We start from the raw sequence: 25,174 nt of genomic DNA on the forward strand, positions 1-25,174 counted from the left end.
GGAGGCCGGGGATGAGCTCGACCGAGATCCGCACCCGCATCCGCACCCTGCTCGACGACTGGCTCTCGGCCGGCCGGTTCACCCCGACGGTGGACTGCTGGCTGCGCTCGGTGGATCGGGACTTCTCCCGCGCGCTCGGCGAGGCCGGGCTGCTCGGCATGACGTGGCCGGTCGAGCACGGCGGCGAGGGCCGGCCGAACACCGACCGGTTGGCGCTGACCGAGGAGATGCTGCGGGTGGGTGCTCCGGTCACCGCGCACTGGATCGCCGAGCGGCAGATCGGCCCGGCGGTGCTGCGCGCCGGGACTCCGGAGCTCAAGGCTGCGATCCTGCCCGACATCGTCGCCGGCCGGGCGATCATCGGGCTCGGGATGAGCGAGCCGGAATCCGGTTCGGATCTGGCGAGCGTGCGCACCCGTGCCGTGCCCACCGAGGGCGGGTGGCTCCTCAACGGCCACAAGATCTGGACGACCCAGGCGCACAACGCCACCGCGACGTACATCCTCGCGCGCACCTCGGACGAGGAGAAGAAGCACCAGGGGCTCAGCGAGTTCGTCATCGACATGGACTCCCCCGGCATCGAGGTGTCCCCGATCGTCGACCTCGCCGGAGAGCACCACTTCAACGAGGTTCGCTACACCGACGTGTTCATTCCTCGCGAGCGGCTCATCGGCACCGAGGGCGAGGGCTGGAAGCAGGTGATCGAGCAGCTGAGCTTCGAGCGCGGCGGACCCGAGCGGGCCCTGTCGACGTGGGTGCTCGTGCCCGAGGTGCTCGCCGGCGAGGGGCTGCGCACCGACGAGGGTGCGCTGCGCGACCTCGGACAGGTCGTCGCGGAGCTCTCCGCGCTGCGCCACATGTACCGCCGCATCGCTGCGGCACTCGATGCCGGGGAGGCGCCGATCCGGCTGGCGGCGGCCTCGAAGTTCATCGGCAACGGGTTCGAGAAGGGGCTCATCGACATCGCCCGCCGCCTCGTTCCCACCCCAGGTGAGAAGCTCGCCGGCCTCATCCAGCAGGCGCTGTGGGCGTCTCCGGCGTTCGGGATCCGGGGTGGGGCGGAGGACGTGCTGCTCGGCATCGTCGCGAAGCTCGAGCTGCCGCGTGACCTGTCGAAGGCCACCCCGCAGCCGCGCCTGGCCGACCCCGAGGCGCAGGAGCTCGTCGAGCTCGCCGGGAAGGTCGCCGGCGGCACCCTGCTCGACGTCGATCGCAGCGATGCCGGGCAGGACCGGCTGCGCTCGACGGTCGAGGACCTCGGCTGGACGCGGGTGTCCGTGCCGGAATCGGCCGGCGGGTCCGGCGGGTCCCTCGCCGATGCCGGAGCGATCGTGCGCGGGCTCGCTCGCCTCGGCGTCACCGCAGACCTGCCCGAGCACCTCGTCGCCGCGCACACCGGCGCCGGACTCGGACAGCGGGAGGCCACCGCGCTCGCGTCACTGCTCGACGCCGCGGTGCTCGTCGGCGCGGGCGAGGCAGCACTCGCACTGACCATCGGCCACGTCATCGAGCGCGAGCAGTTCGGTGCGCCGCTCGCGGCGGTCCCGGCGGTGAAGTCGTGGATCGCGCGGATGCGCATGCAGCTCGACCTCGCAGTCGAGTCCTACGACCGCGCCCTCGAGATCGCCGGCGACGGGCTCCTCGCCCCCGGTGCGGACTCCGCCGCAAGCAGGGTCGGTGAGGAAGCGGCGGGCAGCCCGACGGCCGAGGCCGAGGCGGTGGGCGCCTCGGGCACGGGCATCACCGACGCCCAGGCCGCCGCCGCGCTGTCGGCGAAGGCGATCGCCGCTCAGGCCGGCGGGCTCATCGCAGCCCAGGCCCATCAGCTCCACGGCGCGATCGGGATCACCGCAGAGTACCCGCTCCACCACCTCACCCAGCTCATCTGGGCCACCCGCGATTCCGGCACCAGCGAGCACGCAGCGCTCGTCGAGCTCGGCCGCCTGGCCCTAGCCGGCGGCGAACCCGTGATCTGGGACCACCTCACCGACTCCGCTCCCGCGGAGTGAGCCCACGTCGAGTGGTCACTTCTCTTCGGAGAATCGCGAAGAATCGAAGAGAAGTGACCACTCGAGAAGGAACCAGAACACGCTAGGAGAAGGCGCCGTTCAGAAGCTCAGGAGGTCGGCTGCCTCGAGGTGGGAGATCTCGTTGCCGGTGAGCATGATCGCGCGATCGGCGGCGAAGCGCACCCGGGTGATCCCGGCGTGGGCGGGCCGGAACAGGAAGTCGCGGCTCAGCCCGTACTCCTCGGCGAGGAACGCGTTGATCACGCCGCCGTGGCAGGCGATCGCCACCTGGTCCCCCGCATGGCGCCGGGCGATCTCCCAGATCGCCCCGTGGACGCGGGCGCGGAACTCCGCCGAGCCCTCGCCGAGCGGGATCGAGTCCCAGGTCAGCGTCTCGATCATCTGCCGGCTGGCCGCGAGCGCGCGCTCGGTGCCGACGGCCTGCTCGAAGCTCTGCTCGCCGGGCACGTCCCGGAAGATCCCGACCTCCTTGAGCCGCTCGTCCACGACGACCTCGACCCCGTGGTGGGCGGCGATCGCCTTCCCGGTGTCGTGGGCGCGGGCAAGGTTCGAGGAGTACACCGCGTCGAGCCCGGCCCCGGCGAGCGCCTCACCCACGGCGAGCGCCTGCGCACGGCCCTGCTCGGAGAGGTGGGCGTCGTAGGCCATCGACTCCGGGGAGTCCTTGCCGGCGCGCACCTGCTGGCCGTGGCGGACGAGGTACACGTCCGTCGCATCATCGACGCGGGTCAGCAGTGCGGTGCCGAGGGCCCGCCCGAGGAAGTTGCTCATGGGTCTCCGTTCAGAGGTGGTCGGTCGGGAAGCCGGGACGCGCTCAGCTCGGGGCGCCGCCGTCGACGGTGAGCAGCGCCCCTGTGGTGTAGGACGCGAGCGACGAGGCGAGGTAGAGCACCGCGCCGACGATCTCGTCCGGCTCTCCCCCGCGCTCGGCGGCGAAGCTCTTGGCCCGCCTGCCGAACGCCTCCATGTCCCAGTGCTTGGCGATGTCGGTGAGGAAGGTGCCGGGCACCACGGCGTTGACCCTCACGCTCGGCCCGTAGGCGTGGGCGAGGGCGATCTTCGTCGCATTGAGTCCGGCCTTCGCCGCGGAGTACGGCACGGTCGAGGGCTTGGGGTGGAGCGCGGCGATCGAGGAGATGTTGACGATCGACCCGCCCCCGCGTTCGGCCATCCGCTCCCCGAGCAGCGCGGAGAGCCGGAAGGGGCCCTTGAGGTTGAGGCCGATGACCTTGTCGTAGAGCTCCTCGCTGATGCCTGCCACCGAGTCGTACAGCGGCGAGGAGCCCGCGTTGTTGACGAGCACGTCGACGCCGCCGAGCTCGTCCCACACCCGGTGGGAGAACTCCGTGCACTGGTCCCAGTCCGCGGCCTGCAGGGCGTAGGGGTGCACGCGCCCGCCGGTCTCCGTGGTGATCCGGGCGGCGGCGTCCTCGCACGAGGCGATCTTGCGGGAGGCGATCGCCACCTCGGCCCCGAGGGAGGAGAAGGCGCGCGCCATCTCGAATCCCATGCCGCGCGAGCCGCCGGTGATGACGACCCGCTTCCCGGTGAAGTCGAAGGCCCACCGACCGGCGCCGGAAGTGCCGGTTCCCGAGGTGCCGGCGGGCGGCTCGGCGGGTGCGTTCCCGCCGTGGCCGGGTGCTGTGCTCTCGGTGCTCATCCGATGATCTCCATCGCCTGGTCGAACAGGGACACGGTGCGCTCGTGGAGCCGCCGGCCCACCGATTCCGGGGCGAGACCGGCCGAGGCGCGCGCCTGCGAGCCCTCGAGGATCGATCCGAAGCGGAAGCACGCGAGCACGTGGTAGAAGTCGACGTCGGAGACGTCGTAGCGGCTGGTCTCGCCGTAGGCGGCGACGACCTCGTCCTTCGCCGGCCAGCCGGGCAGGGCGAGGCCGTGGGTCGAGGCGAGCAGGTGCCCGAGGTCGAGGAGCGGGTCGCCGAGCGTGCACAGCTCCCAGTCGACGATCGCGGCCACGCCCGGTTCCTCCCGGGTGAAGAGGACGTTGCCCGGGTGGCAGTCGCCGTGGATGATCCCGGCGTTGCGCGCGTCGGGCATCCGCTCGGTGAGCCAGGCCGGGATCGCCTCGACGCCGGGGTGGTCGAGTCCGGGCCAGGACTCGAACTCGCGGTAGCTCTCGAGCTGCCCGACCCAGCGGCCGGGCTGCCGGGCGAGCCAGCCGTCGGGCTTGCCGAACCCCTCGAGGCCGGCGGCCACGTGGTCGATGTTGCCGAGCTCGGCGATCGCGCGGGCGTGGGCGAGGCCCATCGCGTGCTGCCAGTCGCGGTCGGCGGCGACGTGCTCGGGCACGCCGCTCACCCCGTTGAACCCGGCCACGGAGCGCATGATGAAGAACGCGTTGCCGAGCACCTCGAGGTCGTCGCAGGCCGCGATGAACTCCGGGTGCGGCACCCTGCTGCCGCCGAGGGCTGCGAGCACGCGGGCCTCGCGGAGCATGATCTGGTCGGAGTTCTTCCGCTTGTTCACCGGCGGGCCGCGGTAGATCAGCCGCTCGTCGTTCCAGGTGAAGCCCAGCAGCACGTTCTGGGTGCCGCCGGTGAGGAAGTCCGGGTCGGAGATCTCGCCGGTACCGATCCGCTCGCGCAGCCAGGCCGCGAGCGTGTCGAGCTCGATCCCGGCCTGGCGCGCGTGCTCGGCGGCGACCGCGGCGTCGTCGACCTCGCTCACGAGGCCGCCTCGAGGTACTGGGCGAACTTCTTCTGCGCCTCCTCGGTGCGGGTGGGGATGTGCTCGCTGGGCACCGGGTGCGGCTCGTAGCCGCGCAGCACGCGCCGGGCCACGGTGACCTTGTGGACCTCGTCCGGGCCGTCGTAGATCCGGGCCGAACGCGCGTTGCGGTACATCTCCTCGAGCGGCAGATCACCGGTGATGCCGAGCGAGCCGTGCACCTGGATCGCCCGGTCGATGACGTTGAAGAGCACCTGGGCGCCCCAGAACTTGATGATCGCGATGTCGGTCAGCGCTTTCTTCGTGCCGCCCTGGTCCATCTTCCACGCCGCCTGCAGGGTGAGCAGGCGGGCCGCCTCGAGCTCCGCCTTCGAGGTCGCGACCATGTCCTGGATCATCTGCTTCTGGGAGAGCGTCGAGCCCTTGACCTCACGGGTGACGACCCGCTCGCACATCATGTCGAAGGCGCGCCTGCCCTGGCCCAGCCAGCGCATCGCGTGGTGGATGCGGCCCGGGCCGAGGCGCTTCTGGGCGAGCATGAATCCCTGCCCCTCCTCGCCGACGAGGTTGGCCGCCGGCACCCGGACGTCCTGGTAGAGGATCTCCGCGTGCCCCTTGTCGCCGGCGGCGTGCGACAGGCCCATGACCGGGATGTCGCGCAGCACATTCACGCCCGGGGTGTCGCGCGGGACGATGATCATCGAGGCGCGCTCGTGCGCCTCGGCGTCCGGGTCCGTCACGACCATGACGATGAAGAAGTCCGCGTGGGAGCCGTTCGAGGAGAACCACTTGTGGCCGTTGATGACGTACTCGTCGCCCTCGCGCACCGCACGGGTGGTGAGCATCGTCGGGTCCGCCCCGGCACCCGGCTCGGTCATCGAGAAGCAGCTGCGCAGCTCACCGGCGAGCAGCGGCTTCATCCACTTCTCCTTCTGCTCCTCGTTCGCCGCGATCGCGAGCAGCTCGGCGTTGCCGGAGTCCGGGGCGTTGTTGCCGAAGATCGACGGGGCGAAGACGCTCGCGCCGAGGATCTCGTGCATGAGGCCGAGCTTGAGCTGGCCGAAGCCGCCCCCGCCGAGCTCCGGTTCGAGGTGCGCCGCCCACAGCCCCTGGTCCTTGACCTGCTGCTTGAGACCGTCGGAGACCTGCGTGAAGGCCTCCGGGCTGAGATCGGCGACCTCGAGCGGCATGATCTCCTCGCGCACGAACGTGCGCATCCACTCGAGCTTCTTCTCGAACTCGGGCTCCGTTGAAAAGTTCCAGCTCATGTCAGTTCTCCTCCTTGAGAATGGTCAGCGCCTGCTTGGCGAGCTGCTCCACACCGGCGCCGGCCTCCTCGGGATCGAAATCGAGGTCACCCATCTGTCCGGTGATGAGACGGGTGTAGACGCCCTCGCGGATGCATGCGAGCTTCCACATCGCGAACGCCGCGTAGTAGTTGACGTTCGACGCGGTGATGCCCGACTGCTCCTCGTAGCGGGCGATGAGCTCCGCCTTCGTGGGGAAGCCGTGCTCCGGCCGCGGCACCCAGATGCTCGTGTACTCGTCCGGGGTCGTGAGCATGGCGATGAAGTAGCCGAGGTCGGTGAGCACCTCGCCGATCGCGGTGAGCTCCCAGTCGACGACGGCGTTGATCGTGCCGTCGGGGGCGAAGATCATGTTGTTCGGCTTGTAGTCGCCGTGCGCGATCCCGATGAAGGAGTCCGCGGCCTCGGGCATCTCTGCGGCGAGGACGTCGTGGACCTCCCTGATCTCCGGGATGTCGCGCTGGGTGATCTGCTCGAACTGGCCGAGCCAGCGGCGCAGCTGGCGCTCGATGAGGCCGCCGGGACGGCGCAGGTCGGTCAGTCCCACGGCGTCGACGTCGACGCGGTGGATCGCGGCGAGCGTGTCGATCATCCCGAAGGCGGTGTCGCGCTTGTCCGCGTCGGGGATCCGGGCCCAGTCCTCCGGGGTGTTGATGGGGAACCCGGGGCAGTGGTCCATGAAGACGAACGGGACCTCCATGACGGCCGGGTCGTCGACGATCTCGAGGACGTTCGTCACCGGCACGTCGGTGGGTCCGAGCGCGGCCATGATGCGGCCCTCGCGGGCGACGTTGTGCGCGCTGCCGCCGGTGTGTCCGAGCGGCGGGCGGCGCAGCACCCAGCGCGGCTCCCCGTCGACCTCGACGGTGTACGTGAGATTCGAGCGGCCGATCGAGAGCACGGTGTACGTCACGTCGGCGGCGCCGAACCTGTCTTCGATCCAGCGGCCGACCGTGACCGGGTCGATCCCGGCCGGAGCAGTGGTACCGGTCACCTTTGACCTCCTGAGTGAACAATCGTTCGAGTCTTTTGAACCGTATGGAATCCGGCGCGCAGTGTCAAGCCCCGAAACCGGGGACCGGCCTGCCGGGCCCGAGGCGCCCTGTGGGAGAATCGAACGACTCGTACCGGCTGCTCATTCAAGGATGAATCCTGTGACCATCGACATCACCGCACCCAATCCCGGCCCGCTCTCCGGCGTCATCGTCGCCGATTTCTCCCGCGTGCTCGCCGGACCCTACTGCACAATGATCCTCGGCGACCTCGGCGCCACCGTCATCAAGGTCGAGAGCCCCACCGGCGACGACACCCGCGCCTGGACGCCCCCGGCGTACCAGGGCAGCGCCTGCTACTACCAGGCGGTCAACCGCAACAAGCACTCGATCGCCCTCGACTTCTCCGACGCCGACGACCTCGCCGTGGCGAAGGACATCGCCGCCCGCGCCGACGTCTTCATCCACAACTTCAAACCCGGCTCGATCGACAAGTTCGGCCTCGGGTACGACGGCGTCAAGGAGATCAACCCGGACATCATCTACGCCCACATCAGCGGCTTCGGCACCTCGGGTGCGGGGGCGGCGCTGCCCGGCTACGACGTGCTCGTGCAGGGCATGGCCGGGCTCATGGACATGAACGGCGAGGCCGACGGCGAGCCGGTGCGCTCGGGTGTGTCGATCTTCGACCTCACGACCGGGATGATGACCGCCGTGGGCATCACCTCCGCCCTGCGCCACAAGGAGCGCACCGGGGAGGGCCAGCTCATCGAGAACAACCTCATGGCGAACGCGATCTTCACCATGGCGAACCAGTACCAGGTCGCCTCGACGACGGGGAAGCACCCGACCCGCAACGGCAAGGAGCACCCGACGATCTACCCGTACAACGCGTTCCCCACCGCCGACGGCGACCTCATCGTGGTCGCCGGCAACAACGGCCAGTTCGCCCGCCTGTGCCAGGTGCTCGGCACCCCGGAGCTGCTCACGGACGAGCGCTTCGACAACCCGGAGAAGCGCAATATCAACCGCGCCGAGCTGCGCCCGCTGCTCGAGCGGGCGCTGTCGGTCAAGGGCAAGGACGAGTGGTTCGAGCTGCTGCGCGGCGCCGGCCTGCCGTGCTCGCCGGTGCAGAACGTCAGCGAGGGCCTCGAGTCCGCGCGTGAGCTCGGCATCGACCCGATCTGGCACACCGAGGACCCGGAGTCGATGCCGACCGTGCGCAGCTCGCTGAGCATGTCGGCCACCCCGGCGAGCTACCGCAAGGAGCCCCCGCAGCTCGGCGAGGACTCCGATGCGGTGCGCGCCTGGCTCGCCGGCACCGACAGCTGACCCGCGCCGCGGCCGAGGTGTGCCGGGACCGGCACATCACCGCCACGCCCGGCACCGCCACCATCCCTAGGCTGGCATCATGAACCGGATCCTCGTCGCCCTCGGACTGCTCCTCGCCCTGCTCGGCGGAGCCGGGTGCGGGCTCATCGACACCCGACCGAAGTCCACCTATGCGGAGTTCGTGCAGGCGGCGTCCGCGCTCGCCGGAGTCGACTCGGTCATCGCGACCGGCTCATCCGAGTTCCAGCTCACACTCGACACCGGGGCGCAGGAGGCGGAGCTCGCCGATACCTCCCAGGCCCTGTTCGACCTCGTCAACGGGCACCGCTATCCGGACGGGGCGCCCACACTGAGCGTCGAGAGCGGGGTGTTCACCGGCGAGATCGGCATCATCCGCCACAGCGCCGGCCCGGGAGTGCCGCAGCCGGGCCCGCTCGCCCTCGAGCACCTGCCGTTCCTCCACGCCCTTCCTGCGGTGGAGGAGGGCACGCTCGGGGACGGCAGCGGCGCCTCGGTCCGGCTGCAGGAGGGGACCGACATGCGCACCTGGACCAGCGACGCGGCGGCCGCCCCGCGCGAGCTCCGGCTCTCCGCCCACCGCCCGATGACCGACGACGAGATCCGGTTGCTCCCGCCGGACGATCGAGAAGCCGCGGAGACGACGGACGACGCCGCCGAGCCCGACCAGCATTCCGCCGAGCCCGAACCCCCGGACGTGTCGATCGACCTCGACCTCTCCCGACCGGATCTCCCCGCGGACCTCGCCCGGCTCCACGACGCCGTCGAGTCAGTCTCCGCGACCCTGATCGACGCCGATCTCAGCAGCATCGACACCGCCCCGGACACCGCGCTGGCCGTGCCCGCCGACAGCGACATCCCCGCGGTCCTCGCGGCGTTCGAAGCCGAGTACGGACCTGATCGGCTCGACGACGTGCGCGTCGCTTCGGCGGAGGGACTGTCCGTCGGCGGGGGCGAGGGCGACGTCGACGCGTTCTTCGAGGCCCGGGGGCTGCTCGAGGCGACCGGGGCCGAGGTGCGATCGATGGACCTCCGGCGCGACTCACTCACCGCCCGCATGCCGGATGGCGACACCCTGCGAGACGTGTCCGCTGCGGTGAGCGGCTCGGATTGGCCGCTGTCCGCCGACACCCGGCTCTCCGTCGAGCACACCTCCCACCCCGACGACTCGCCGTACTTCACCGCCGGTTCCTGGCCGGCGCACGCGGATCTGCTCGCCGCGCTGTGGGACGCCGGGTTCGACTCCGTCCGGATGTCAGCCGGCAACCAGCTCAGCGACTTCGACCTCCGCCTCTACCGCACCGAGACGCAGGACCTCACCAGCGCCGACAGCCGGGCCGCGCTCATCGACGTGCTGCGCACCACCGGCTGGGACGGCCGGGCGCAGATCTCGCTCGCGACCGGCGACCACCTCATCTTCTGGTCCGCTGCGGACGGCGCGGCCGAGGAGCCGTACATGGCCCTCCACGGAGCCGACCGGGAGCCCACCGGCTGGGCCGCGGACTTCCTCGCCGAATGGGACGCCACCGCCGGTTGAGCGGCAGGCACCCGCCGCCGAGGTGTGCCGGACCTGGCACAGCACGGCCACACCCGGCACCCGCCCCATTCCTAGGCTGGCCTCATGAAACGGATCATCGTCGCCCTCGGTCTCCTCGTCACCCTCCTCGTGGCGTCCGGCTGCTCCGTGCTCGAGCGGTTCGGCCAGGGCATCTCCGATCCGCGTCCGCGCTCCTCGATCGATGCGCTGGTCGACGAGATCCGCACCCTGCCCGGCATCGCCTCGGCCACCGAGACCTCGCCCGGCACGGTCGAGGCGGACCTCCGCACCGACGCCTCGGCGGACGAGCTCGGCGACACCGCAGGGGAACTGTTCGACCTCGTCAACGACTTCCGGTATCCCGGCGGCACGCCCGAGGTCACCGCGACGAGCGGGAAGTTCACCGCGAGCGTCCCCGAGAGTCTCCCGAACACCCTGTACGACCCGCCGCCCACCGCACCGGCGCTCTCGGCGCTGCCGTACCTCCACACGCTCCCCGATGTCGCCTCCGGCCATCTTCCGGGCGGCTGGGGGATGCTCGGCGGCATGCACCCCGGCCCGCTGCGCCCGAGCTCGCGCATCGTGCTCGAACTCGACCCGGGCACCGACATGGCCGCCTGGACCGAATCCGTCGCCGCCCGGACCCGACCCTACGAACTCGACGTCCACCGGCCGCGGACCGCGGACGAACCCGCCGACCCCACGCCGCAGGATCTCCGCGGGGAGATGGATCGGCCGAGCGCGATCGAGTACGTCCTCGACCTCGCCGACCCCGGCACCCTCCCCGTGCTCCGCGACACCCACCCAGCACTCGCCGGGACGGACCAGCTGCTCACGCGCGCGGAGATCAGCCCCTCGCGCAGGGACACCGCGCTGTCGATCCAGGTCCCCGCGCCCACCGACATCGTCCCCGCCTTCGAGCACCTCGAGAACGAGCTCGGCCCGATCGGCTACGGCGAGGGCACGGAGGTCGACATGATCACCGACGACGGGCTCGCCACCAGCGAACCCGACGAGGGCTTCGAGGACCTGTTCGTCGTCATCGAGCCGATCGTCGAGCGCGGCGGCACGGTGACCGGGCTCGGCGGCGACGGGACCGCCGCGGGGAGCACCGTGAGCGTCGGCGTGCCGGACGCCGATGCGCTGCGCGACATCGTCGACTACGCCGCGTCCGAGGACTGGCCGCTGAGCCCGGACACCACGCTGAAGATCGGCACGGACCCCCACTGGTCGACTTCGGTCGCCACCGTCGCCCAGTGGCCCGCGCAGGTGCCGCTGCTGTCCGGGCTGTGGGAGGCCGGCTGGGACGCCTCGACGATCGACGACCTCCGCGGCCTGTCCGGCGACGGCACACCCAGCACCTTCGACCTCGGGATCACGGTCGCCGCCCGGGACCGGACCACAGCCCACACGCAGGCCGAGCGGGAGGAGATCGTCCGGCTCCTCCGGCAGCGCGACTGGGACGGCACCGCATCGATCCGGATCAGCATCGGCGACGAGGAACTGAGGTTCTCCAGCACCGCGGACGGCGTCGCCACCGACCTGAGCTACGAGAAGTACAGCGAGCAACCGGCCCGCTGGGAGAAGGACTTCGTCACCGCCTGGGACGCCACCGCCGGGTGAGCGCGGCAGTCAGACGGCGGCAGTCAGTCCTCGCGCGGGATGTGGGGCGCGTGCTCGGCCTTCCACTGCTCCCAGGTCTCGGCGAGCTCGTCCTCCGGGGTGGTCTCGAGCACCTCGGGCCAACCGGCGCGCAGGGTCTCGCCGCGCTCGATGAGCAGCTGGTTGCGCTCCTCGTGCTCCGGGGTCCACAGGCCCTGCTCCTCGAGGTACTTCACCAGGCCGTCGTGGTGCGGGAGCACCATCGGCATCCAGTCGATGTCCTCGAACTTCCAGTCCTTCGTCGTGGCGGTGGCGTCCGCGTAGAGCGGGTACGCCTCGTGGAAAGTCTTCACCATCGCGTAGACCTCGTCGACGCTGAAGTCGGCGTAGGTGGTCATCTGGATCGCGTACGTCGGGCCGTGCTTGACGGTGTCCTCCATGCCGACCGCTGACTCGAACTCCTCGATGACGACGGAGGGCGCGTACTCCTGGAGCCGCTTCTCCGCCTCGGCGTCGCCGTCGAAGTCGACCCACCGGTAGTCCATCTGGGTGGCGACCTCGATGATCGCCGAGGACTGCGCCCCGAAGTACACCATGTCGAGTCCGCCGTTCTTGAACATCTCCGGCTGCGCGCCGTACTCGACCGGGACCTTGACGACATCGTCCGGAGTGAGGCCGGCATAGGCGAGGATGCCCATGATCTTCTCCTGCGAGGACGGGTTGGCCGCCATCCACGGCACCCGCTTGCCCTCGAGGTCCGCGAGGGTCTCGATGCCGGAGTTCCCCGCCACGCCGACAGCCACGGTGGTCGGAGGGGTCCAGTACGTCCGGAGGTCCTGCGGCCCCCAGTCGGGGGACACGAACTCGTACTTGCCCTCGAAGGCGTAGAACGCCTCGTCGGACAGTCGAGCCGTCTGCGCCTGGCCGGTGCGCAGCGGGGTGAGCCGGCCGACCCCGGTGTCCGAGCCGAGGATCCGCACCTGCGTGTCGTACTCCTTGATGAGTGCCTCGGCGACGGCGGCCTGCTCGGAGTAGTTCGAGGTGCCCACACCGTAGCCGGTCCACACCGTGGCCTTGGGCAGGCCGTTGGCGTGGTGACCGGCCTGGGACTCGGTCACCGGGGTGCCACTGCTCGTGATCTCACCGCAGCCGGTGAGGGCGAGGGCGGCTACGGCGATCCCGGCGAGCGTGCGCCGGATCCGGTGGGGGTGCGTCAACGTGGGTCTCCTTGCAGGTGTCGGGTGCGGCCGGCGGGGATCGCCCCGGGGAGCCGCGCCGCGGGTCGGGCGGTGTGACGCCCGGCGCGACAGGTCAGTCGATGAGCTCGAGGATGGTGGCGTTGGCCTGGCCGCCGGCCTCGCACATCGTCTGCAGGCCGTAGCGGGTGCCGGTGCGGCGCATGTGATGGACGAGGTCCGTCATGATCCGCGCGCCCGAGGCGCCCAGCGGGTGGCCGAGCGCGATCGCCCCGCCGTTGGGGTTGACCCGGTCCCAGTCCACGCCGATCTCCTTCATCCAGGCGGCCGGGACCGAGGCGAACGCCTCGTTGACCTCGAACACGCCGATCTCGTCGGCCGACAGCCCGGACTTCGTCAGCGCCTTCTGGGTGGCCGGGATGGGTGCGGTGAGCATGGTGATCGGGTCGGCGCCGGCGAGCGTCGCGGTGTGGACACGGGCGATCGGGGTGAGGCCGAGCTCGCGGGCCTTGACGTCGGTCATGACGAGGAGGGCGGCGGCGCCGTCGGAGATCTGCGAGGAGTTGCCGGCGGTGACGACGCCGTCCTCCTTGAACACGGTCTTGAGCGCGCCGAGGGAGTCGAGCGTGCCGCCGGGCCGGATGCCCTGGTCAGCGGCGAACTCGAACTCCTCGCCCTCCTTGGTCAGGCCGGTGAGCGGGACGATCTGCGCGGCGAAGTCCCCGCGCTCGGTCGCGGCCTGTGCACGGGCGTGCGAGTCGAGGGCGAGCTGGTCGAGCTCGGTGCGGTCGAAGCCCCAGCGCTCGGCGACGATCTCCGCACCGACGCCCTGGCTGAACTCCTCCTGCCCGTAGCGCTCGAAGATCGCCGGACCGAACGCCTTGCCGGGTCCGTTGGCGCGGTTCGTGCCCATGGGCACGCGGGTCATCGACTCGACGCCGCCGGCGACGGCGATGTCGTAGTGCCCGGCGACGACCGAGGCGATCGCGAAGGTCAGCGCCTGCTGCGAGGAGCCGCAGGCACGGTCGACGGTGGTGCCGGGGGTGGTCTCGGGCCAGCCGGCGGCGAGCGCGGACCAGCGGGCGACGTTCGAGGACTGCTCGCCGGCCTGCACCACGCAGCCGAAGACGACGTCGTCGACGAGGGCGGGGTCGAGCGAGTTCCGCTCGGCGAGGGCGGACAGCACGTGGCCGCCGAGGGTGACGGGGTGGATGTCGCGGAGGGCTCCGCCGCGCTTGCCGACTGCGGTGCGGGCTGCGTCGACGATGACTGCTTCTGGCATCGGGTGTCTCCTTGAACTGCGGTGTCCCGGACGGTGGTGCTTCTGACGATGGGCTGCGGTGGCGCTGCGGTCGATGGTCGGGGTGCGGCCCACGCCAGTGGCCCGCATCACCATTTATACACCTGTGGCAATGAATTTTGGGAATCTTATGTGTTCCGTGTAACAATTTCGCAGGGCCGCAGGCCGTCCTGCACGCCCTGCCATCGCGCTCTTCCGAGTCCTCAGTCATTCAACGGCGAATCCCCCGCGGATCCGCCCGACCCTGCTGAATCGCCCGGCGGCGCACCACCGATTCGGCACCTCGGCCGCTCCCGGCCGATCGCCGTTCGATCCCGAACAGGAAAGACCGACGATGACACGACTTACGCGGGCACTCGCCTCCATCACCGCCGGCGTCATGCTGCTGTCGGGCTGCGCGCAGCTCGAGCTCAACGAGGAGGTCGACGACTTCCCCGCATTCACCGCGTGGACGACCTACGGCACCGGCACCTCGACCTACGCCGACCTCGCCGCGGCGGCGAACACGATCTCCTCCGAGGAGGACGCGCAGATCCGCATCCTCACCTCCGACACCGCCGTCGGCCGCCTGAGCCCCCTGCGGAACAAGCAGGCCGTGATGTCGCGGACCGGCGACGAGTACATCTTCGCCTTCCACGGCGAGGAGGACTTCACCACCGCGGACTGGGGGCCCCAGGACCTGCGCATCGTCTGGGCCCCCACCGGCCCCCACGCCATGATGACCCGCACGAACACCGGCATCGAGACCCCGATGGACCTCGAGGGCAAGCGGGTCCCCCGCGTCACCGCGAACCCCTCGGTGAACAACAAGCTCGACGCCTACCTCGCCTACGCGGGTCTGACCTGGGACGATGTCGTTCCTGTCGAAGTCTCCTACAGCGAGCAGCCCGGCGCCCTGCAGGCCGGCAAGATCGACGTGCTGTTCCAGCAGGTCTACGGCTCCTCGCTCTACGAGCTCGAGAGCGCCGTCGACACCGCGTGGCTCGAGCTCGACCCGGACGAGACCGAGCGCATCGCCGCCCTCAAGGAGGTCGCGCCCGCCGTCGAGGTCGGCCCGTTCGAGGGCGGCGCCGGCCAGGAGGAGGGCCAGTCGGACAACGGGTTCATCTACCCGCTGCCGGTCGTCTCCTACGAGGAGGTCTCCGACACCCAGGCCTACCACACCGCGAACGCGTTCCAGGAGCACTACCCGAAGTACGAGGACGCCACCGCGACGACGGAGAACTGGGACATCGAGCACGTCGTGAAGATGCCCACGCAGGTCCCGTTCCACGACGGCACGGTCGAGTTCCTCGAGGAGCACGGCGCCTGGACCGAGGAGGCCGAGCAGCGCAACCAGGAGCTCATCGCCTACGGCCAGGAGATGCGGGCCACCTGGCCGGACTTCCTCGCGCAGGCCGACACCTCGGGTGATCTCAAGCAGCAGTGGATGGACTGGAAGGACGAGCACCTCGAACCCATCGACTGACCCCGCCTCCACTCCTCACACTCTCTCCGGGGCCGGCCGCGTCGGCCCGATCGCAGAACAGGAACTCCCATGAATCAGAGAATCACCCCGATGTGGAAGGGTGTCATCGTCGTGCTCACCGTTCTCGGTGTGCTGCTGGCGATGAGCCAGGCCTTCTTCTGGATCCCCTTCGGGCTCACCTTCCTCACGAACTCCTACCTCTACTACACGCTCGCGTTCTTCCTGCCGATCGTGTTCCTCATCTTCCCCATCGCGAAGTCCCAGAAGGACCGGGCGATGCCGTTCTACGACGTCGTGCTCGCAGCACTCACCTTCGTCGTGGCCTTCTACTTCGGTCTCAACGGCGAGAACATCGTCAACTTCGGCTGGGACAAGTCGCTGACCTATCCGACGATCACCATAGTCTTCTCGTTCATCTTCTGGCTCCTCGTCCTCGAGGCGCTGCGCCGCGCGGCGGGACTCGTCGTCACGCTCATCGCGCTCGTGTTCTCGATCTACCCGATGTTCGCCCTCGCCGTGCCGGTGCCCTTCCTCCAGGGCATCCCCTACCAGCTCGACGACGCCGCCCGCATCCACGTCATGGGCGTCGACTCGATCCTCGGCCTGCCGCTGCAGACCGCGGCCTCGATCCTCATCGGCTTCCTCCTGTTCGGCGTCGCCCTCCAGCACACCGGCGGAGCGACCTTCTTCTACGATCTCGCGCAGTCGGTGTTCGGCCGCTACCGCGGCGGCTCGGCGAAGGTGTCGTCGATCTCCTCGGCATTCATGGGCATGATGAGCGGCTCGGCCGTGTCGAACGTCCTCACCACCGGCCCGATGACCATCCCCGCGATGAAGAAGTCCGGCTTCCCCGGGCGCTACGCGGCCGGCGTCGAGGCGACCGCCTCGACCGGTGGCACGATCACCCCGCCGATCATGGGCACCGCGGCCTTCCTCATGGTGTCCTTCGTCGGCGTGCCCTACGGCGAGATCGCCCTCGCAGCGGCCATCCCGGCCGTCCTGTACTACTTCGGCATCTACATCCAGGTCGACGCCTACTCTGCGAAGACCGGCCTCAAGGGCGTGCCCAAGCACCTCCTGCCCCGGGCCGGGCGCACCGCCCTGCTCGGCTGGCCCTACATCGTGGCGCTCATCGGCCTCATCCTCCTGCTCACCGTGCAGAAGAACGAGTCGCAGGCCCCGTACTGGGTGGTCGGCTTCCTCCTCGTCGTGGCGATCTTCATGAAGGACCACCGCCTCACCCCGAAGTCGTTCGTCGACTTCCTCTTCGCCGGCGGCAAGACCATCGCGGAGATCATCGGCATCATCGCCGGCGTCGGACTCATCGTCGGCGGCCTGTCGATGACCGGCGTGTCCCTGTCCCTGGCCCGCGAGCTCATCACGCTCGTCGGCGACAACCTGTTCCTCATCCTCATCGCCGGTGCGGTCACCTCGTTCGTGCTCGGTATGGGCATGACCGTGTCCGCGGTGTACGTGTTCCTCGCGATCGTCATGGCCCCGGCGCTGACCGGCATGGGGATCAACCCGATCGCCGCTCACCTGTTCGTGATCTACTGGGCGACCGTCTCCTACATCACCCCGCCGGTGGCGCTCGCCTCCTTCGCGGCGGCGAACATCGCCGGCACCCCGCCGATGTCGACCTCGCTCACGGCGATGCGCCTGGGATCGGTGAAGTACATCATCCCCTTCGCCTTCGTCCTCAACCCGGCGCTCGTCGCGCAGGATTCGACGGTGTTCCAGATCATCTACACCTTCGTCTTCGCGCTCATCGGGGTGTTCTTCCTCGGCTGCGCGTTCGAGGGCTGGATGATCGGCGTCGCCCGGCGCCTCACCGTCGTCATGCGAGTGGTGCTGTTCGCCGCCGGCCTGGCGACCCTGGCACCGGAGCTCACCTCGAGCCTCATCGGCCTGGCCGTCGGTGTGGTCGCCATGGTCGTCACCCGGTTCTGGAACGACGGCGGCCCGGAGGAGTCCGCCGCGATCGAACGCGAGAAGGCACGCCGGTTGGAGGCGAAGGACGCCGCCGCCTCCAAGGAGTACGCGGCTGCGCACACCGGCGGCGAGGCCACCGACGGGGTCATGGGACCGACCGCCACCCGCGGCCTGGCCACCGACCTCGACTCCGGGGGAGCCACCGTGCTCGCCGATGACGACCGCGCGGACATCCACGCCGGCGCCTCGGACCGCCAGGGCCACGTCCACGGCGGCGATGCGGCCGACGCCCCGGGCCGCCGCCCGGGTGCCGCCGGGGCCGAGGCGCGCCGCGACCCCGAGGACCCGGCAGGTCCCGGCAGCACCGCCCGCTGACCGCAGGGCCGCCGGCCACGGACCACGGCCGAGAAGCCGCCACCGATGGTCGACCGCGGCACCGCCTGAACCGAGGGGCGGGTCCCGTCCGGATCCTCACGGATCCGCGCACGGGGCCCGCCCCTCGGCGATGACCCGCCGGAATCGGACCCGGTGGGGTAGGGTGCGTGGGAACGACTTATTGATTGTTCGTTAGGGAACCTCCGAGCGGCGGACGACGGCGTCCGCGGCTCCCCGCTCCCCGACCGACCCCTGGAGAGACCATGCGCTCGACGAACGGCAGAGCAGAGATCCTGCGCGCCGCCCGGAACACCTTCGCCGCCAAGGGCTACGACGGAGCCTCGATCCGCGACATCGCGCAGGAGGCCGGCCTCAGCCTGTCGGCCCTCTACTACTACTTCCCCTCGAAGCAGGACGCGCTGTTCGAGCTCATCCGCTTCGCCTTCGACTGGTACATCCAGGAGGCCTCCGAGCTCGTGGAGACCGCCGGGGCGAAGAGCTCGGACAAGGTCGCGGTACTCGTCCGCTTCATCGTGCGCTACCGCTGCCGCAACACGCTGCTCGGGCGCGTCACCCTGCGCGACACCGAGCGCCTCGACCCGGAGAAGTTCACGCAGATCCGCACCCTGCAGCGTGAATCCCGCGAGATCCTCGTCCGGGTGCTGCGCGCCGGGATGGAGTCCGGGGAGTTCCGGATCGAGAACCCCGAGCTCGCCGGGCGCGCGATCCTCTCGATCTGCAACAGCATCCCGCTCTGGTACAAGGACGACGGGCCGCTCGACTCAGTCCAGCTCGAGCGCTCCTACACCGCCTACTGCCTGCGGCTGCTCGGCTACCGCGAGCTCAGCGACGAGCTCACCCGGCTGCTCGACCTGCCGCTGGAGAAGTCCGGATACTCCGGCTTCCTCGACGACTGACGGGCCCTTCCGGAGCCGGTGCCATTCCCGCACGCGCAGCGGCCACGCGCGCAGCGGCCAACGCGCAGGACCAGCCCCGTCGTTCCGGCACAGGGTCTTGCCGCTGCGTCCCGGGAGGGATACGCTGACCGTAACTTATCGAGTGTTCGATCGTAGGTGATCGTGCTCGTCGCCCCACCCCTTCGACGAACGAGGAACCATGCGCAGGACCATCTTCACCGAGGAGCACGACGCCTTCCGCTCGATGTGCCGCGACTTCGTGGCCAAGGAGCTCGTCCCCGCCTACGAGCAGTTCGAGCAGGACGGGAAGGTGGCCAAGGAGTTCTTCGCGAAGATGGGCGAGCTCGGCCTCACCGGCCTGCAGGTCCCGGAGGAGTACGGCGGCGGCGGCCAGGGCCACACCTTCAAGTTCAACACCATCCTCAACGAGGAGACCGCCTACGCCGCGACCACGCTCGGCACGCTGCGGGTGCACCAGGACCTCGTCATCCCCTACATCCTCGAGTACGCGAACGAGGAGCAGAAGCAGCGCTGGCTGCCCGGCATGGCCGCCGGCACCATCATGACCGCGATCGCGATGACCGAGCCCGGCACCGGCTCCGACCTCACCGGCATCCGCACCAAGGCGGAGAAGAAGGGCGACCACTACGTCCTCAACGGCGCCAAGACGTTTATCTCCGGCGGTATCAACGCCGACCGGGTGCTCGTCGTCGCCCGCACCTCGCCCTATGACGAGGCCGATCGACGCGGGGGCCTGTCGATCCTCGTCGTCGACGCGGAGAGCGCGGGCTTCGAGAAGGGCCGCAATCTCGACAAGATCGGCCTCAAGACGCAGGACACCGCGGAGCTGTCCTTCACCAACGTCGAGGTGCCGGCGACGGATCTGCTCGGCGAGGAGGGCAAGGCGTTCGAGTACCTCTCCCACAACCTCGCGCAGGAGCGGATGACGATCTCCGTCAACGCGGTGGCGAGCGCGCAGGCCGCGATCCGGTTCGCCTCCGAGTACGCGCACGAGCGCAAAGTGTTCGGCACCCCGCTCAAGAGCTTCCAGAACACCAAGTTCGTGCTCGCCGAGTGCTCCACCGAGGTCGAGGCCGCACAGATCATGCTCGACCACGCGATCGAGGCGCTCGACGCCAACGAGCTCAGCCCCGCCGACGCCGCCCGCGTCAAGCTCTTCACCACCGAGGTGCAGGCCCGCGTCGTCGACAAGTGCCTCCAGGTGCACGGCGGCTACGGCTACATCCTCGAGTACCCGATCGCCCGCCTCTACGCCGACGCCCGCGTCACCCGGATCTACGGCGGCACCTCGGAGGTCATGAAGACGATCATCGCCAAGGACATGGGCCTGTCCGAGAAGCGGGCCTGACCCGGGCCTGACCCGGGCGGGGCGCGGGCCGGCCCCGCGATCGCCCCGCCCTCCCCCACCGTTCGCGCAGGACCACGGCGGTCCGGCCGCACCCATCAGAAGGAGTACCCCATGAACATCTCAGGACACGCAGCGCTCGTCACCGGCGGCTCCTCGGGCCTCGGGCTGGCCACCGTGCAGCGGCTCGTCGCCGAGGGCGCACAGGTCGTCATCGCCGACCTCAACCCGCCGGCCGAGGACGTCGCGGCCGAGCTCGGCGACGCGGTGCGCTTCGTCGCCACCAACGTCTCCGACGAGGCCCAGGTGTCCGCGGCGATGGACGCCGCGACCGAGCTCGGCGACCTGCGCGCGGTCGTGCACTGCGCCGGGATCGGCGGGCCGATGCGCCTCGTCCAGAAGGACGGGTCCGCCGGGAACCTCGACCACTTCCGCAAGGTCATCGACGTCAACCTCATCGGCACGATGATCGTCGCCAGCCAGGCCGGCGTGCGGATGGCGAAGAACGAGGAGATCGACGGCGAGCGCGGCGTCATCATCTTCACCGCCTCGGTCGCGGCCTGGGAGGGCCAGATCGGCCAGGCCGCCTACGCCGCCTCGAAGGGCGGGGTCGTGGGCCTCACCCTGTGCGCCGCGCGCGACTACGCCTCGAAGAAGATCCGCGTGGTGACGATCGCGCCGGGCACCGTCGACACCCCGCTGCTCGCCAAGGCCTCCCAGGAGGTGCGCGACTCGCTCGCCGCAATGGTGCCGCACCCGTCCCGCCTGGCGCGCCCGGACGAGTACGCCCACCTCGCGCTGTCGATCATCGAGAACGCGATGCTCAACGGCGAGACCATCCGCATGGACGGCGCGATCCGCATGGCCCCGCGCTGAGCGGAGCCCGGCCGCACCACCCGGGCGGGCTCCGGTCCGCCGAAGCGCTCAGGAGCCCGCCCTCCCGTCCCGCACCCCGCCCTGGAACAGTCGATGATCGAAGGAGATACGACATGACCGAGAACACCGAACCCGACGCCACCGAAGCCGAGGTCCTCACCGAGGTCCGCGGCCAGGTGCTCGTCATCACCCTCAACCGTCCGAAGGCGAAGAACGCCGCGACCGCCGCGATGGCCGCGCAGATGGCGCAGATCCTCGACGACTTCGACAGCAACGACGAGCTGTTCGTCGCCGTCATCACCGGCACCGGCAAGACCTTCTGCTCCGGCATGGACCTCAAGGGCTTCGTGCGCGGTGAGCGCCCCTCCGTCGAGGGCCGCGGATTCCTCGCGCTCACCGAGGCGCCCCCGCAGAAGCCGCTCATCGCCGCGGTCGAGGGCTATGCGCTCGCGGGCGGGTTCGAGACCATGCTCGCCTGCGACCTCGTCGTCGCGGCCGACACCGCGAAGTTCGGGATCCCCGAGGTCAAGCGCGGCCTGGCCGCCGCGGCCGGCGGTCTCGTCACCCTCCCGCAGCGCACCCACCGCGCGGTGGCGATGGAGATGGCACTCACCGGCGACATCTACTCCGCGGAGTTCGGCAGGACCAACGGCTTCGTCAACCGGATCGTCGGCGACGGCGAGGCGCTCGACGGAGCGCTCGAGCTCGCGCAGACGATCGCGGCGAACGGCCCGCTCGCCGTCAAGGCCTCGAAGCAGGTCATCGTCGAATCCGCCGACTGGTCGACCGATGAGAAGTTCGCCAAGCAGTCCGAGATCGTCGACCCGGTCTTCACCTCCGCCGACGCCAAGGAGGGTGCGACCGCCTTCGCGGAGAAGCGCGCTCCCCGGTGGACCGGCCGCTGACCCACCCCTGAAACAGCAATATCCTGCGGTTCCTGAGAAGGATTCCGCAGGATATTGCTGTTTCGGGGGCGCGACCCCGGCTGTGGTGTTCGCCACGAACGCACCGGTAGGACTCCTCCGCCGTTTGGCCGATGCACCCCCGCTTGAGAACATTGGTCCATGACGCGTATCTCGTGCCCCGTGCTGTCGAAGAAGATCACCACTGCCGCGCAGGCCGCGGAACACATCTCCCCCGGTGACAACGTGGGCATGAGCGGGTTCACCGGCTGCGGCTACCCCAAGGAGGTGCCGGGTGCGCTCGCCGAGCGGATGAAATCGGCCCACTCCGCCGGCGAGGAGTTCACCATCGGACTGCTCACCGGCGCATCCACCTCCGCCGAGCTCGACGGCGTGCTCGCCGAGGCCGAGGGCGTGCACCTCCGCGCTCCGTTCAACACCGACCCGAGCATGCGCAGGGCGATCAACTCCGGAGACGTCGAGTACATCGACACGCACCTGAGCCACCTCGCCCAGCAGGTGTGGTTCGGCTACTTCGGCAAGCTCGACGTCGCCGTGGTCGAGGTCGCCGCAGTGCTCCCCAACGGGCTGCTGGTCCCGGGATCATCGGTGGGCAACAACAAGACCTGGCTCGACCAGGCCGACAAGGTCATCCTCGAGGTCAACGAGTGGCACCCGCGCGAGTACGAGGGCTTCCATGACGTCTACTACGGCACCAAGCTGCCGCCGCACCGCAACCCGATCCAGATCCTCGAGCCGACCCAGCGGATCGGCGACCCCTACCTGCGGGTCGACCCCGACAAGGTCGTCGCTGTGGTGCGGACGAACGCCCCGGACCGCGACAACTCCTTCTCCCCCGTCGACGACAAGTCCCATGCGATGGCCGAATACCTCATCGATTTCCTCCGCCACGAGGTGAGCGCCGGCCGGATGCCGAAGAACCTGCTGCCGATCCAGTCAGGAATCGGCAACGTCGCGAACGCGGTGCTCGACGGGCTCAAGGAGTCCGAGTTCGAGCACCTCCATTCCTACACCGAGGTGATCCAGGACAACCTGCTCGGCCTCCTCGACTCCGGCAAGCTCGACTCGATCTCCGCAACGGCGTTCAGCCTGTCCCGACCTGTCGCCGAGCACTTCAACGCCAACGCCGAGTCGTACAAGGGGCGCATCCTGCTCCGCACCCAGGAGATGTCGAACCACCCCGAGATCGTCCGCCGCCTGGGCATCATCGCGATCAACGGCATGGTCGAGGCCGACATCTACGGACACGTCAACTCCACCCACATCACCGGCTCGAAGATGATGAACGGGATCGGCGGCTCCGGGGACTTCGCCCGCAACGCGTTCCTCAACTTCTTCGTGTCCCCCTCGACGGCGAAGGACGGGTCGATCTCCTCGATCGTACCGATGGCCTCGCACGTCGACCACACCGAGCACGATGTCCACGTGCTCGTCACCGAGCAGGGCATCGCCGACCTCCGAGGCACCTCACCGGTCACGCGCGCCAAGCGGATCATCGACAACTGCGCGCACCCCGACTACCGCGAGAGGCTGCACGACTACCTCGACCGGGCGATCGCCGAATCCCCGAACGCCGCGCACACCCCGCACATCCTGTCCGAGGCGCTGAGCTGGCACACGCGGTTCCTCGAGGACGGCCACATGTGAGCTCCGGCCACATCTGAGCGCTTCCCACCGGTGAGACAGCAGAATCCCGCGGTTCCTGAGAACAGGAACCGCGGGATTCTGCCATGTCCGGCCGGCGCCCAGGCCCGATCACCTCGGGCGGCCCGCCCGCCTCGGCCCGGGCCGGGCCTGCGGATCAGCTCGGGCGGTGCGGGAGCATGATCTCCTCGAAGTACTTCTCACCGAAGGGCTGGAGGAACTCCTTGTCGTCCATCGGGTACCACTCGTCGTAGTCGGCGAAGGTGCCCTCGTCCTCGTAGCCGAGCTCCTCGGCGACCCCGCGCCAGCGCTCGACGGCCTCCGGGATGGCCTCGGTCGACCCCTCGGGCAGGGTTCCCGCTTCGATGGCCTCGTCGACGAGTCCCTGCGAGGAGTTCTTCAGCTCGTCCTGCAGACCGGACTCCATCTCCTCGAAGGTGCCGCCCGCCTCGCGCACGGTCTTCGCGCCGACGGCGTTCGCCTCGAGGTCGCCGCGACGGGACTCGTTGAACTCGTCCTCCATCGAGTCGAACACGAGCTGCTGGACGGCCAGCGGCCACTCCTGCCAGGCGCTGCCGGCGTAGACGCCGCCCGGCCCGCGGGCGAAGGTGACGTCCGTGGTGTAGGTCATGTTCGGCGCGACATCCATGAAGCCGGCGGCGTCGGCGGCGAGGGTCGTCGACAAGGTGCAGTCGACGGTGCCGCGCTGCAGGGCCTCGTAGGTCTCGGTGTACTGGAGCGAGACCGGCGAGGCGTCGAGCGCCTCGAGCTGGCTCGTCTGCGCGACCGAGGACGCGCGCACCTGGTTGCCCTGCCAGTCCTCGGCGGTGGTGTGCGGCTCGGCGCACATCGTCACGACCGCGCCGGCGGCGTTGAAGATGTTGAGCGGTTCGAGCCCCTGATCGCGGAACTCGCTGATGAGGTTCTCGTCCTGCCAGGTGAGCTCGCCGATCGCGGCGTTCGCGGCGATCTCGTCGACGAGCGGCGAGGTGCCGGTGAGAGTGGTGCCGGTGACCCACGACTGGAAGACGGGGAACCTGTCCGGCTGGTAGATCGGGAGCATGTAGGCGACATCCACGCGGCCGTCGACGAGCGCATCGGCGAGCTCGGTGTACCCGGCGATGCCCTGACCGTAGGTGGTCTCCACGGTGATCTTGCCGTCGGACAGCGTCTCGAGGTTCTCGATGAAGGCGTGGGCGCGGTGTGCGTCGAGGCCCTCGCCGGACTGCGCGGACGGCTGGTAGTTGATGGTGAGGGGCTCGACGTCCGCGAACGCGGCCTTGATCTCCTCGTCCGAGGCGCCGTACTCGTAGCCTTCGCCGCTGCCGCCCTCCGCCGCACCGCCACCGCCCCCGGCCGAACCGGCGCAGCCGCTGAGGGCGATCCCGAGCGCCGAGGCGCCTGCGATGAGACCGAGCATGCGCGAACGCTGCAGACGAACAGTCATGTGAACTCCTGGGTTCCGAGGCCCGCACGACCGTGTGCGGCACCGCTGGGCTCGGGGGTTCTCGCCGTCTCCCCATCGAATCCGGCACCGGCGCGGATCGATCCGCGACCCCGAGCAGTCTCACTAGTCTGAACGTTCGATAAGTCATCCGTCAAGGGTGTCTCACGAACGGGGCGGACCACCCCGGCCCGTGGCACTGATCAATTGTTCAGTTACTATCGGTG

At 69.8% G+C, this 25,174-nt stretch carries 19 protein-coding genes; 11 read left to right on the top strand and 8 right to left on the bottom strand.

Annotated elements, in window-relative coordinates; all coding sequences use genetic code 11:
* The first annotated feature begins 11 nt into the window (after nucleotides 1-11).
* Nucleotides 12-2,009 (top strand): acyl-CoA dehydrogenase family protein, encoded by a 1,998-nt coding sequence (locus FDF13_RS14945; RefSeq protein ID WP_217494885.1) that lies wholly within the window; start codon nucleotides 12-14, stop codon nucleotides 2,007-2,009.
* A 99-nt stretch (nucleotides 2,010-2,108) separates the two neighbouring features.
* Here the strand turns inward: FDF13_RS14945 and FDF13_RS02420 are convergent, their stop codons facing one another.
* Genes FDF13_RS02420 through FDF13_RS02440 form a run of 5 tightly spaced genes read right to left on the bottom strand, consistent with a single transcriptional unit; the run spans nucleotide 2,109 to nucleotide 7,019 of the window.
* On the bottom strand, nucleotides 2,109-2,801 hold the full coding sequence (locus FDF13_RS02420) for a histidine phosphatase family protein (protein WP_137318297.1): 693 nt from the start codon (nucleotides 2,799-2,801) through the stop codon (nucleotides 2,109-2,111).
* A 43-nt stretch (nucleotides 2,802-2,844) separates the two neighbouring features.
* Nucleotides 2,845-3,690: an SDR family NAD(P)-dependent oxidoreductase gene (locus FDF13_RS02425; protein ID WP_137318298.1), complete on the bottom strand. Its 846-nt coding sequence runs from the start codon at nucleotides 3,688-3,690 to the stop codon at nucleotides 2,845-2,847.
* Entirely contained in the window at nucleotides 3,687-4,718 is a 1,032-nt protein-coding gene (locus FDF13_RS02430; protein WP_137318299.1) for a phosphotransferase family protein, read from the bottom strand. The genes FDF13_RS02425 and FDF13_RS02430 overlap by 4 nt, the downstream gene beginning before the upstream one ends.
* Nucleotides 4,715-5,986, bottom strand: a complete 1,272-nt coding sequence (locus FDF13_RS02435) for an acyl-CoA dehydrogenase family protein (protein WP_137318300.1) — start codon at nucleotides 5,984-5,986, stop codon at nucleotides 4,715-4,717. Before FDF13_RS02435 ends, FDF13_RS02430 begins: the two co-directional genes overlap by 4 nt.
* A gap of 1 nt (nucleotide 5,987) precedes the next feature.
* Complete coding sequence (locus FDF13_RS02440) at nucleotides 5,988-7,019, bottom strand: phosphotransferase family protein (RefSeq protein ID WP_137318301.1); 1,032 nt, start codon at nucleotides 7,017-7,019, stop codon at nucleotides 5,988-5,990.
* A gap of 160 nt (nucleotides 7,020-7,179) precedes the next feature.
* Here FDF13_RS02440 and FDF13_RS02445 point away from each other — a divergent pair, with 160 nt between their 5' ends.
* The 3 genes from FDF13_RS02445 (at nucleotide 7,180) to FDF13_RS02455 (ending at nucleotide 11,527) form a co-directional block, all read left to right on the top strand.
* A complete protein-coding gene (locus FDF13_RS02445; RefSeq protein ID WP_254668868.1) occupies nucleotides 7,180-8,349 on the top strand; it encodes a CaiB/BaiF CoA-transferase family protein in 1,170 nt (389 codons plus the stop codon).
* Between the two features lie 79 nt (nucleotides 8,350-8,428).
* Nucleotides 8,429-9,904: a hypothetical protein gene (locus FDF13_RS02450; protein WP_137318303.1), complete on the top strand. Its 1,476-nt coding sequence runs from the start codon at nucleotides 8,429-8,431 to the stop codon at nucleotides 9,902-9,904.
* Between the two features lie 84 nt (nucleotides 9,905-9,988).
* Nucleotides 9,989-11,527 carry a hypothetical protein gene (locus FDF13_RS02455; protein WP_137318304.1) on the top strand — a complete coding sequence of 513 codons (1,539 nt, stop codon included), beginning with the start codon at nucleotides 9,989-9,991 and terminating at the stop codon, nucleotides 11,525-11,527.
* A gap of 23 nt (nucleotides 11,528-11,550) precedes the next feature.
* Here the strand turns inward: FDF13_RS02455 and FDF13_RS02460 are convergent, their stop codons facing one another.
* Together FDF13_RS02460 and FDF13_RS02465 are read right to left on the bottom strand one after the other, a co-directional pair.
* Nucleotides 11,551-12,723: a TAXI family TRAP transporter solute-binding subunit gene (locus tag FDF13_RS02460; protein ID WP_175406819.1), complete on the bottom strand. Its 1,173-nt coding sequence runs from the start codon at nucleotides 12,721-12,723 to the stop codon at nucleotides 11,551-11,553.
* A gap of 94 nt (nucleotides 12,724-12,817) precedes the next feature.
* The gene (locus FDF13_RS02465; RefSeq protein ID WP_137318306.1) at nucleotides 12,818-13,984 is read right to left on the bottom strand and encodes a thiolase family protein; all 1,167 of its coding nucleotides are present in this window, start codon (nucleotides 13,982-13,984) and stop codon (nucleotides 12,818-12,820) included.
* A 352-nt stretch (nucleotides 13,985-14,336) separates the two neighbouring features.
* Between FDF13_RS02465 and FDF13_RS02470 the strand changes: the two genes are divergently transcribed.
* The 7 genes from FDF13_RS02470 (at nucleotide 14,337) to FDF13_RS02500 (ending at nucleotide 23,506) form a co-directional block, all read left to right on the top strand.
* The gene (locus FDF13_RS02470; protein ID WP_137318307.1) at nucleotides 14,337-15,470 is read left to right on the top strand and encodes a TAXI family TRAP transporter solute-binding subunit; all 1,134 of its coding nucleotides are present in this window, start codon (nucleotides 14,337-14,339) and stop codon (nucleotides 15,468-15,470) included.
* A gap of 69 nt (nucleotides 15,471-15,539) precedes the next feature.
* Nucleotides 15,540-17,777, top strand: coding sequence for a TRAP transporter permease (locus tag FDF13_RS02475; protein WP_137318308.1), 2,238 nt, complete (start codon nucleotides 15,540-15,542; stop codon nucleotides 17,775-17,777).
* A gap of 263 nt (nucleotides 17,778-18,040) precedes the next feature.
* Nucleotides 18,041-18,694, top strand: a complete 654-nt coding sequence (locus FDF13_RS02480) for a TetR/AcrR family transcriptional regulator (RefSeq protein ID WP_137318309.1) — start codon at nucleotides 18,041-18,043, stop codon at nucleotides 18,692-18,694.
* 199 nt (nucleotides 18,695-18,893) lie between these two features.
* Entirely contained in the window at nucleotides 18,894-20,063 is a 1,170-nt protein-coding gene (locus FDF13_RS02485) for an acyl-CoA dehydrogenase family protein (RefSeq protein WP_137318310.1), read from the top strand.
* Nucleotides 20,064-20,174: 111 nt separating this feature from the next.
* Nucleotides 20,175-20,936, top strand: coding sequence for an SDR family NAD(P)-dependent oxidoreductase (locus FDF13_RS02490; RefSeq protein ID WP_137318311.1), 762 nt, complete (start codon nucleotides 20,175-20,177; stop codon nucleotides 20,934-20,936).
* Nucleotides 20,937-21,049: 113 nt separating this feature from the next.
* Nucleotides 21,050-21,841, top strand: coding sequence for a crotonase/enoyl-CoA hydratase family protein (locus FDF13_RS02495; RefSeq protein ID WP_137318312.1), 792 nt, complete (start codon nucleotides 21,050-21,052; stop codon nucleotides 21,839-21,841).
* Nucleotides 21,842-22,000: 159 nt separating this feature from the next.
* Entirely contained in the window at nucleotides 22,001-23,506 is a 1,506-nt protein-coding gene (locus tag FDF13_RS02500) for an acetyl-CoA hydrolase/transferase family protein (RefSeq protein ID WP_137318313.1), read from the top strand.
* A 154-nt stretch (nucleotides 23,507-23,660) separates the two neighbouring features.
* Here the strand turns inward: FDF13_RS02500 and dctP are convergent, their stop codons facing one another.
* Nucleotides 23,661-24,950, bottom strand: a complete 1,290-nt coding sequence (gene dctP / locus FDF13_RS02505) for a TRAP transporter substrate-binding protein DctP (RefSeq protein WP_137318314.1) — start codon at nucleotides 24,948-24,950, stop codon at nucleotides 23,661-23,663.
* Between the last annotated feature and the right edge of the window lie 224 nt (nucleotides 24,951-25,174).

It is taken from the genome of Brevibacterium sp. CS2 (genome assembly GCF_005280295.1).
Classification (GTDB): Bacteria; Actinomycetota; Actinomycetes; order Actinomycetales; family Brevibacteriaceae; genus Brevibacterium; species Brevibacterium pityocampae.

Bases quoted from the DNA above. Each gene is read 5' to 3' on its own strand.
- FDF13_RS14945 (WP_217494885.1), top strand. From the start codon at position 12: ATGAGCTCGACCGAGATCCGCACCCGCATCCGCACCCTGCTCGACGAC.
- FDF13_RS02420 (WP_137318297.1), bottom strand. From the start codon at position 2,801: ATGAGCAACTTCCTCGGGCGGGCCCTCGGCACCGCACTGCTGACCCGC.
- FDF13_RS02425 (WP_137318298.1), bottom strand. From the start codon at position 3,690: ATGAGCACCGAGAGCACAGCACCCGGCCACGGCGGGAACGCACCCGCC.
- FDF13_RS02435 (WP_137318300.1), bottom strand. From the start codon at position 5,986: ATGAGCTGGAACTTTTCAACGGAGCCCGAGTTCGAGAAGAAGCTCGAG.
- FDF13_RS02450 (WP_137318303.1), top strand. From the start codon at position 8,429: ATGAACCGGATCCTCGTCGCCCTCGGACTGCTCCTCGCCCTGCTCGGC.
- FDF13_RS02455 (WP_137318304.1), top strand. From the start codon at position 9,989: ATGAAACGGATCATCGTCGCCCTCGGTCTCCTCGTCACCCTCCTCGTG.
- FDF13_RS02465 (WP_137318306.1), bottom strand. From the start codon at position 13,984: ATGCCAGAAGCAGTCATCGTCGACGCAGCCCGCACCGCAGTCGGCAAG.
- FDF13_RS02470 (WP_137318307.1), top strand. From the start codon at position 14,337: ATGACACGACTTACGCGGGCACTCGCCTCCATCACCGCCGGCGTCATG.
- FDF13_RS02475 (WP_137318308.1), top strand. From the start codon at position 15,540: ATGAATCAGAGAATCACCCCGATGTGGAAGGGTGTCATCGTCGTGCTC.
- FDF13_RS02480 (WP_137318309.1), top strand. From the start codon at position 18,041: ATGCGCTCGACGAACGGCAGAGCAGAGATCCTGCGCGCCGCCCGGAAC.
- FDF13_RS02485 (WP_137318310.1), top strand. From the start codon at position 18,894: ATGCGCAGGACCATCTTCACCGAGGAGCACGACGCCTTCCGCTCGATG.
- FDF13_RS02490 (WP_137318311.1), top strand. From the start codon at position 20,175: ATGAACATCTCAGGACACGCAGCGCTCGTCACCGGCGGCTCCTCGGGC.
- FDF13_RS02495 (WP_137318312.1), top strand. From the start codon at position 21,050: ATGACCGAGAACACCGAACCCGACGCCACCGAAGCCGAGGTCCTCACC.
- FDF13_RS02500 (WP_137318313.1), top strand. From the start codon at position 22,001: ATGACGCGTATCTCGTGCCCCGTGCTGTCGAAGAAGATCACCACTGCC.
- dctP (WP_137318314.1), bottom strand. From the start codon at position 24,950: ATGACTGTTCGTCTGCAGCGTTCGCGCATGCTCGGTCTCATCGCAGGC.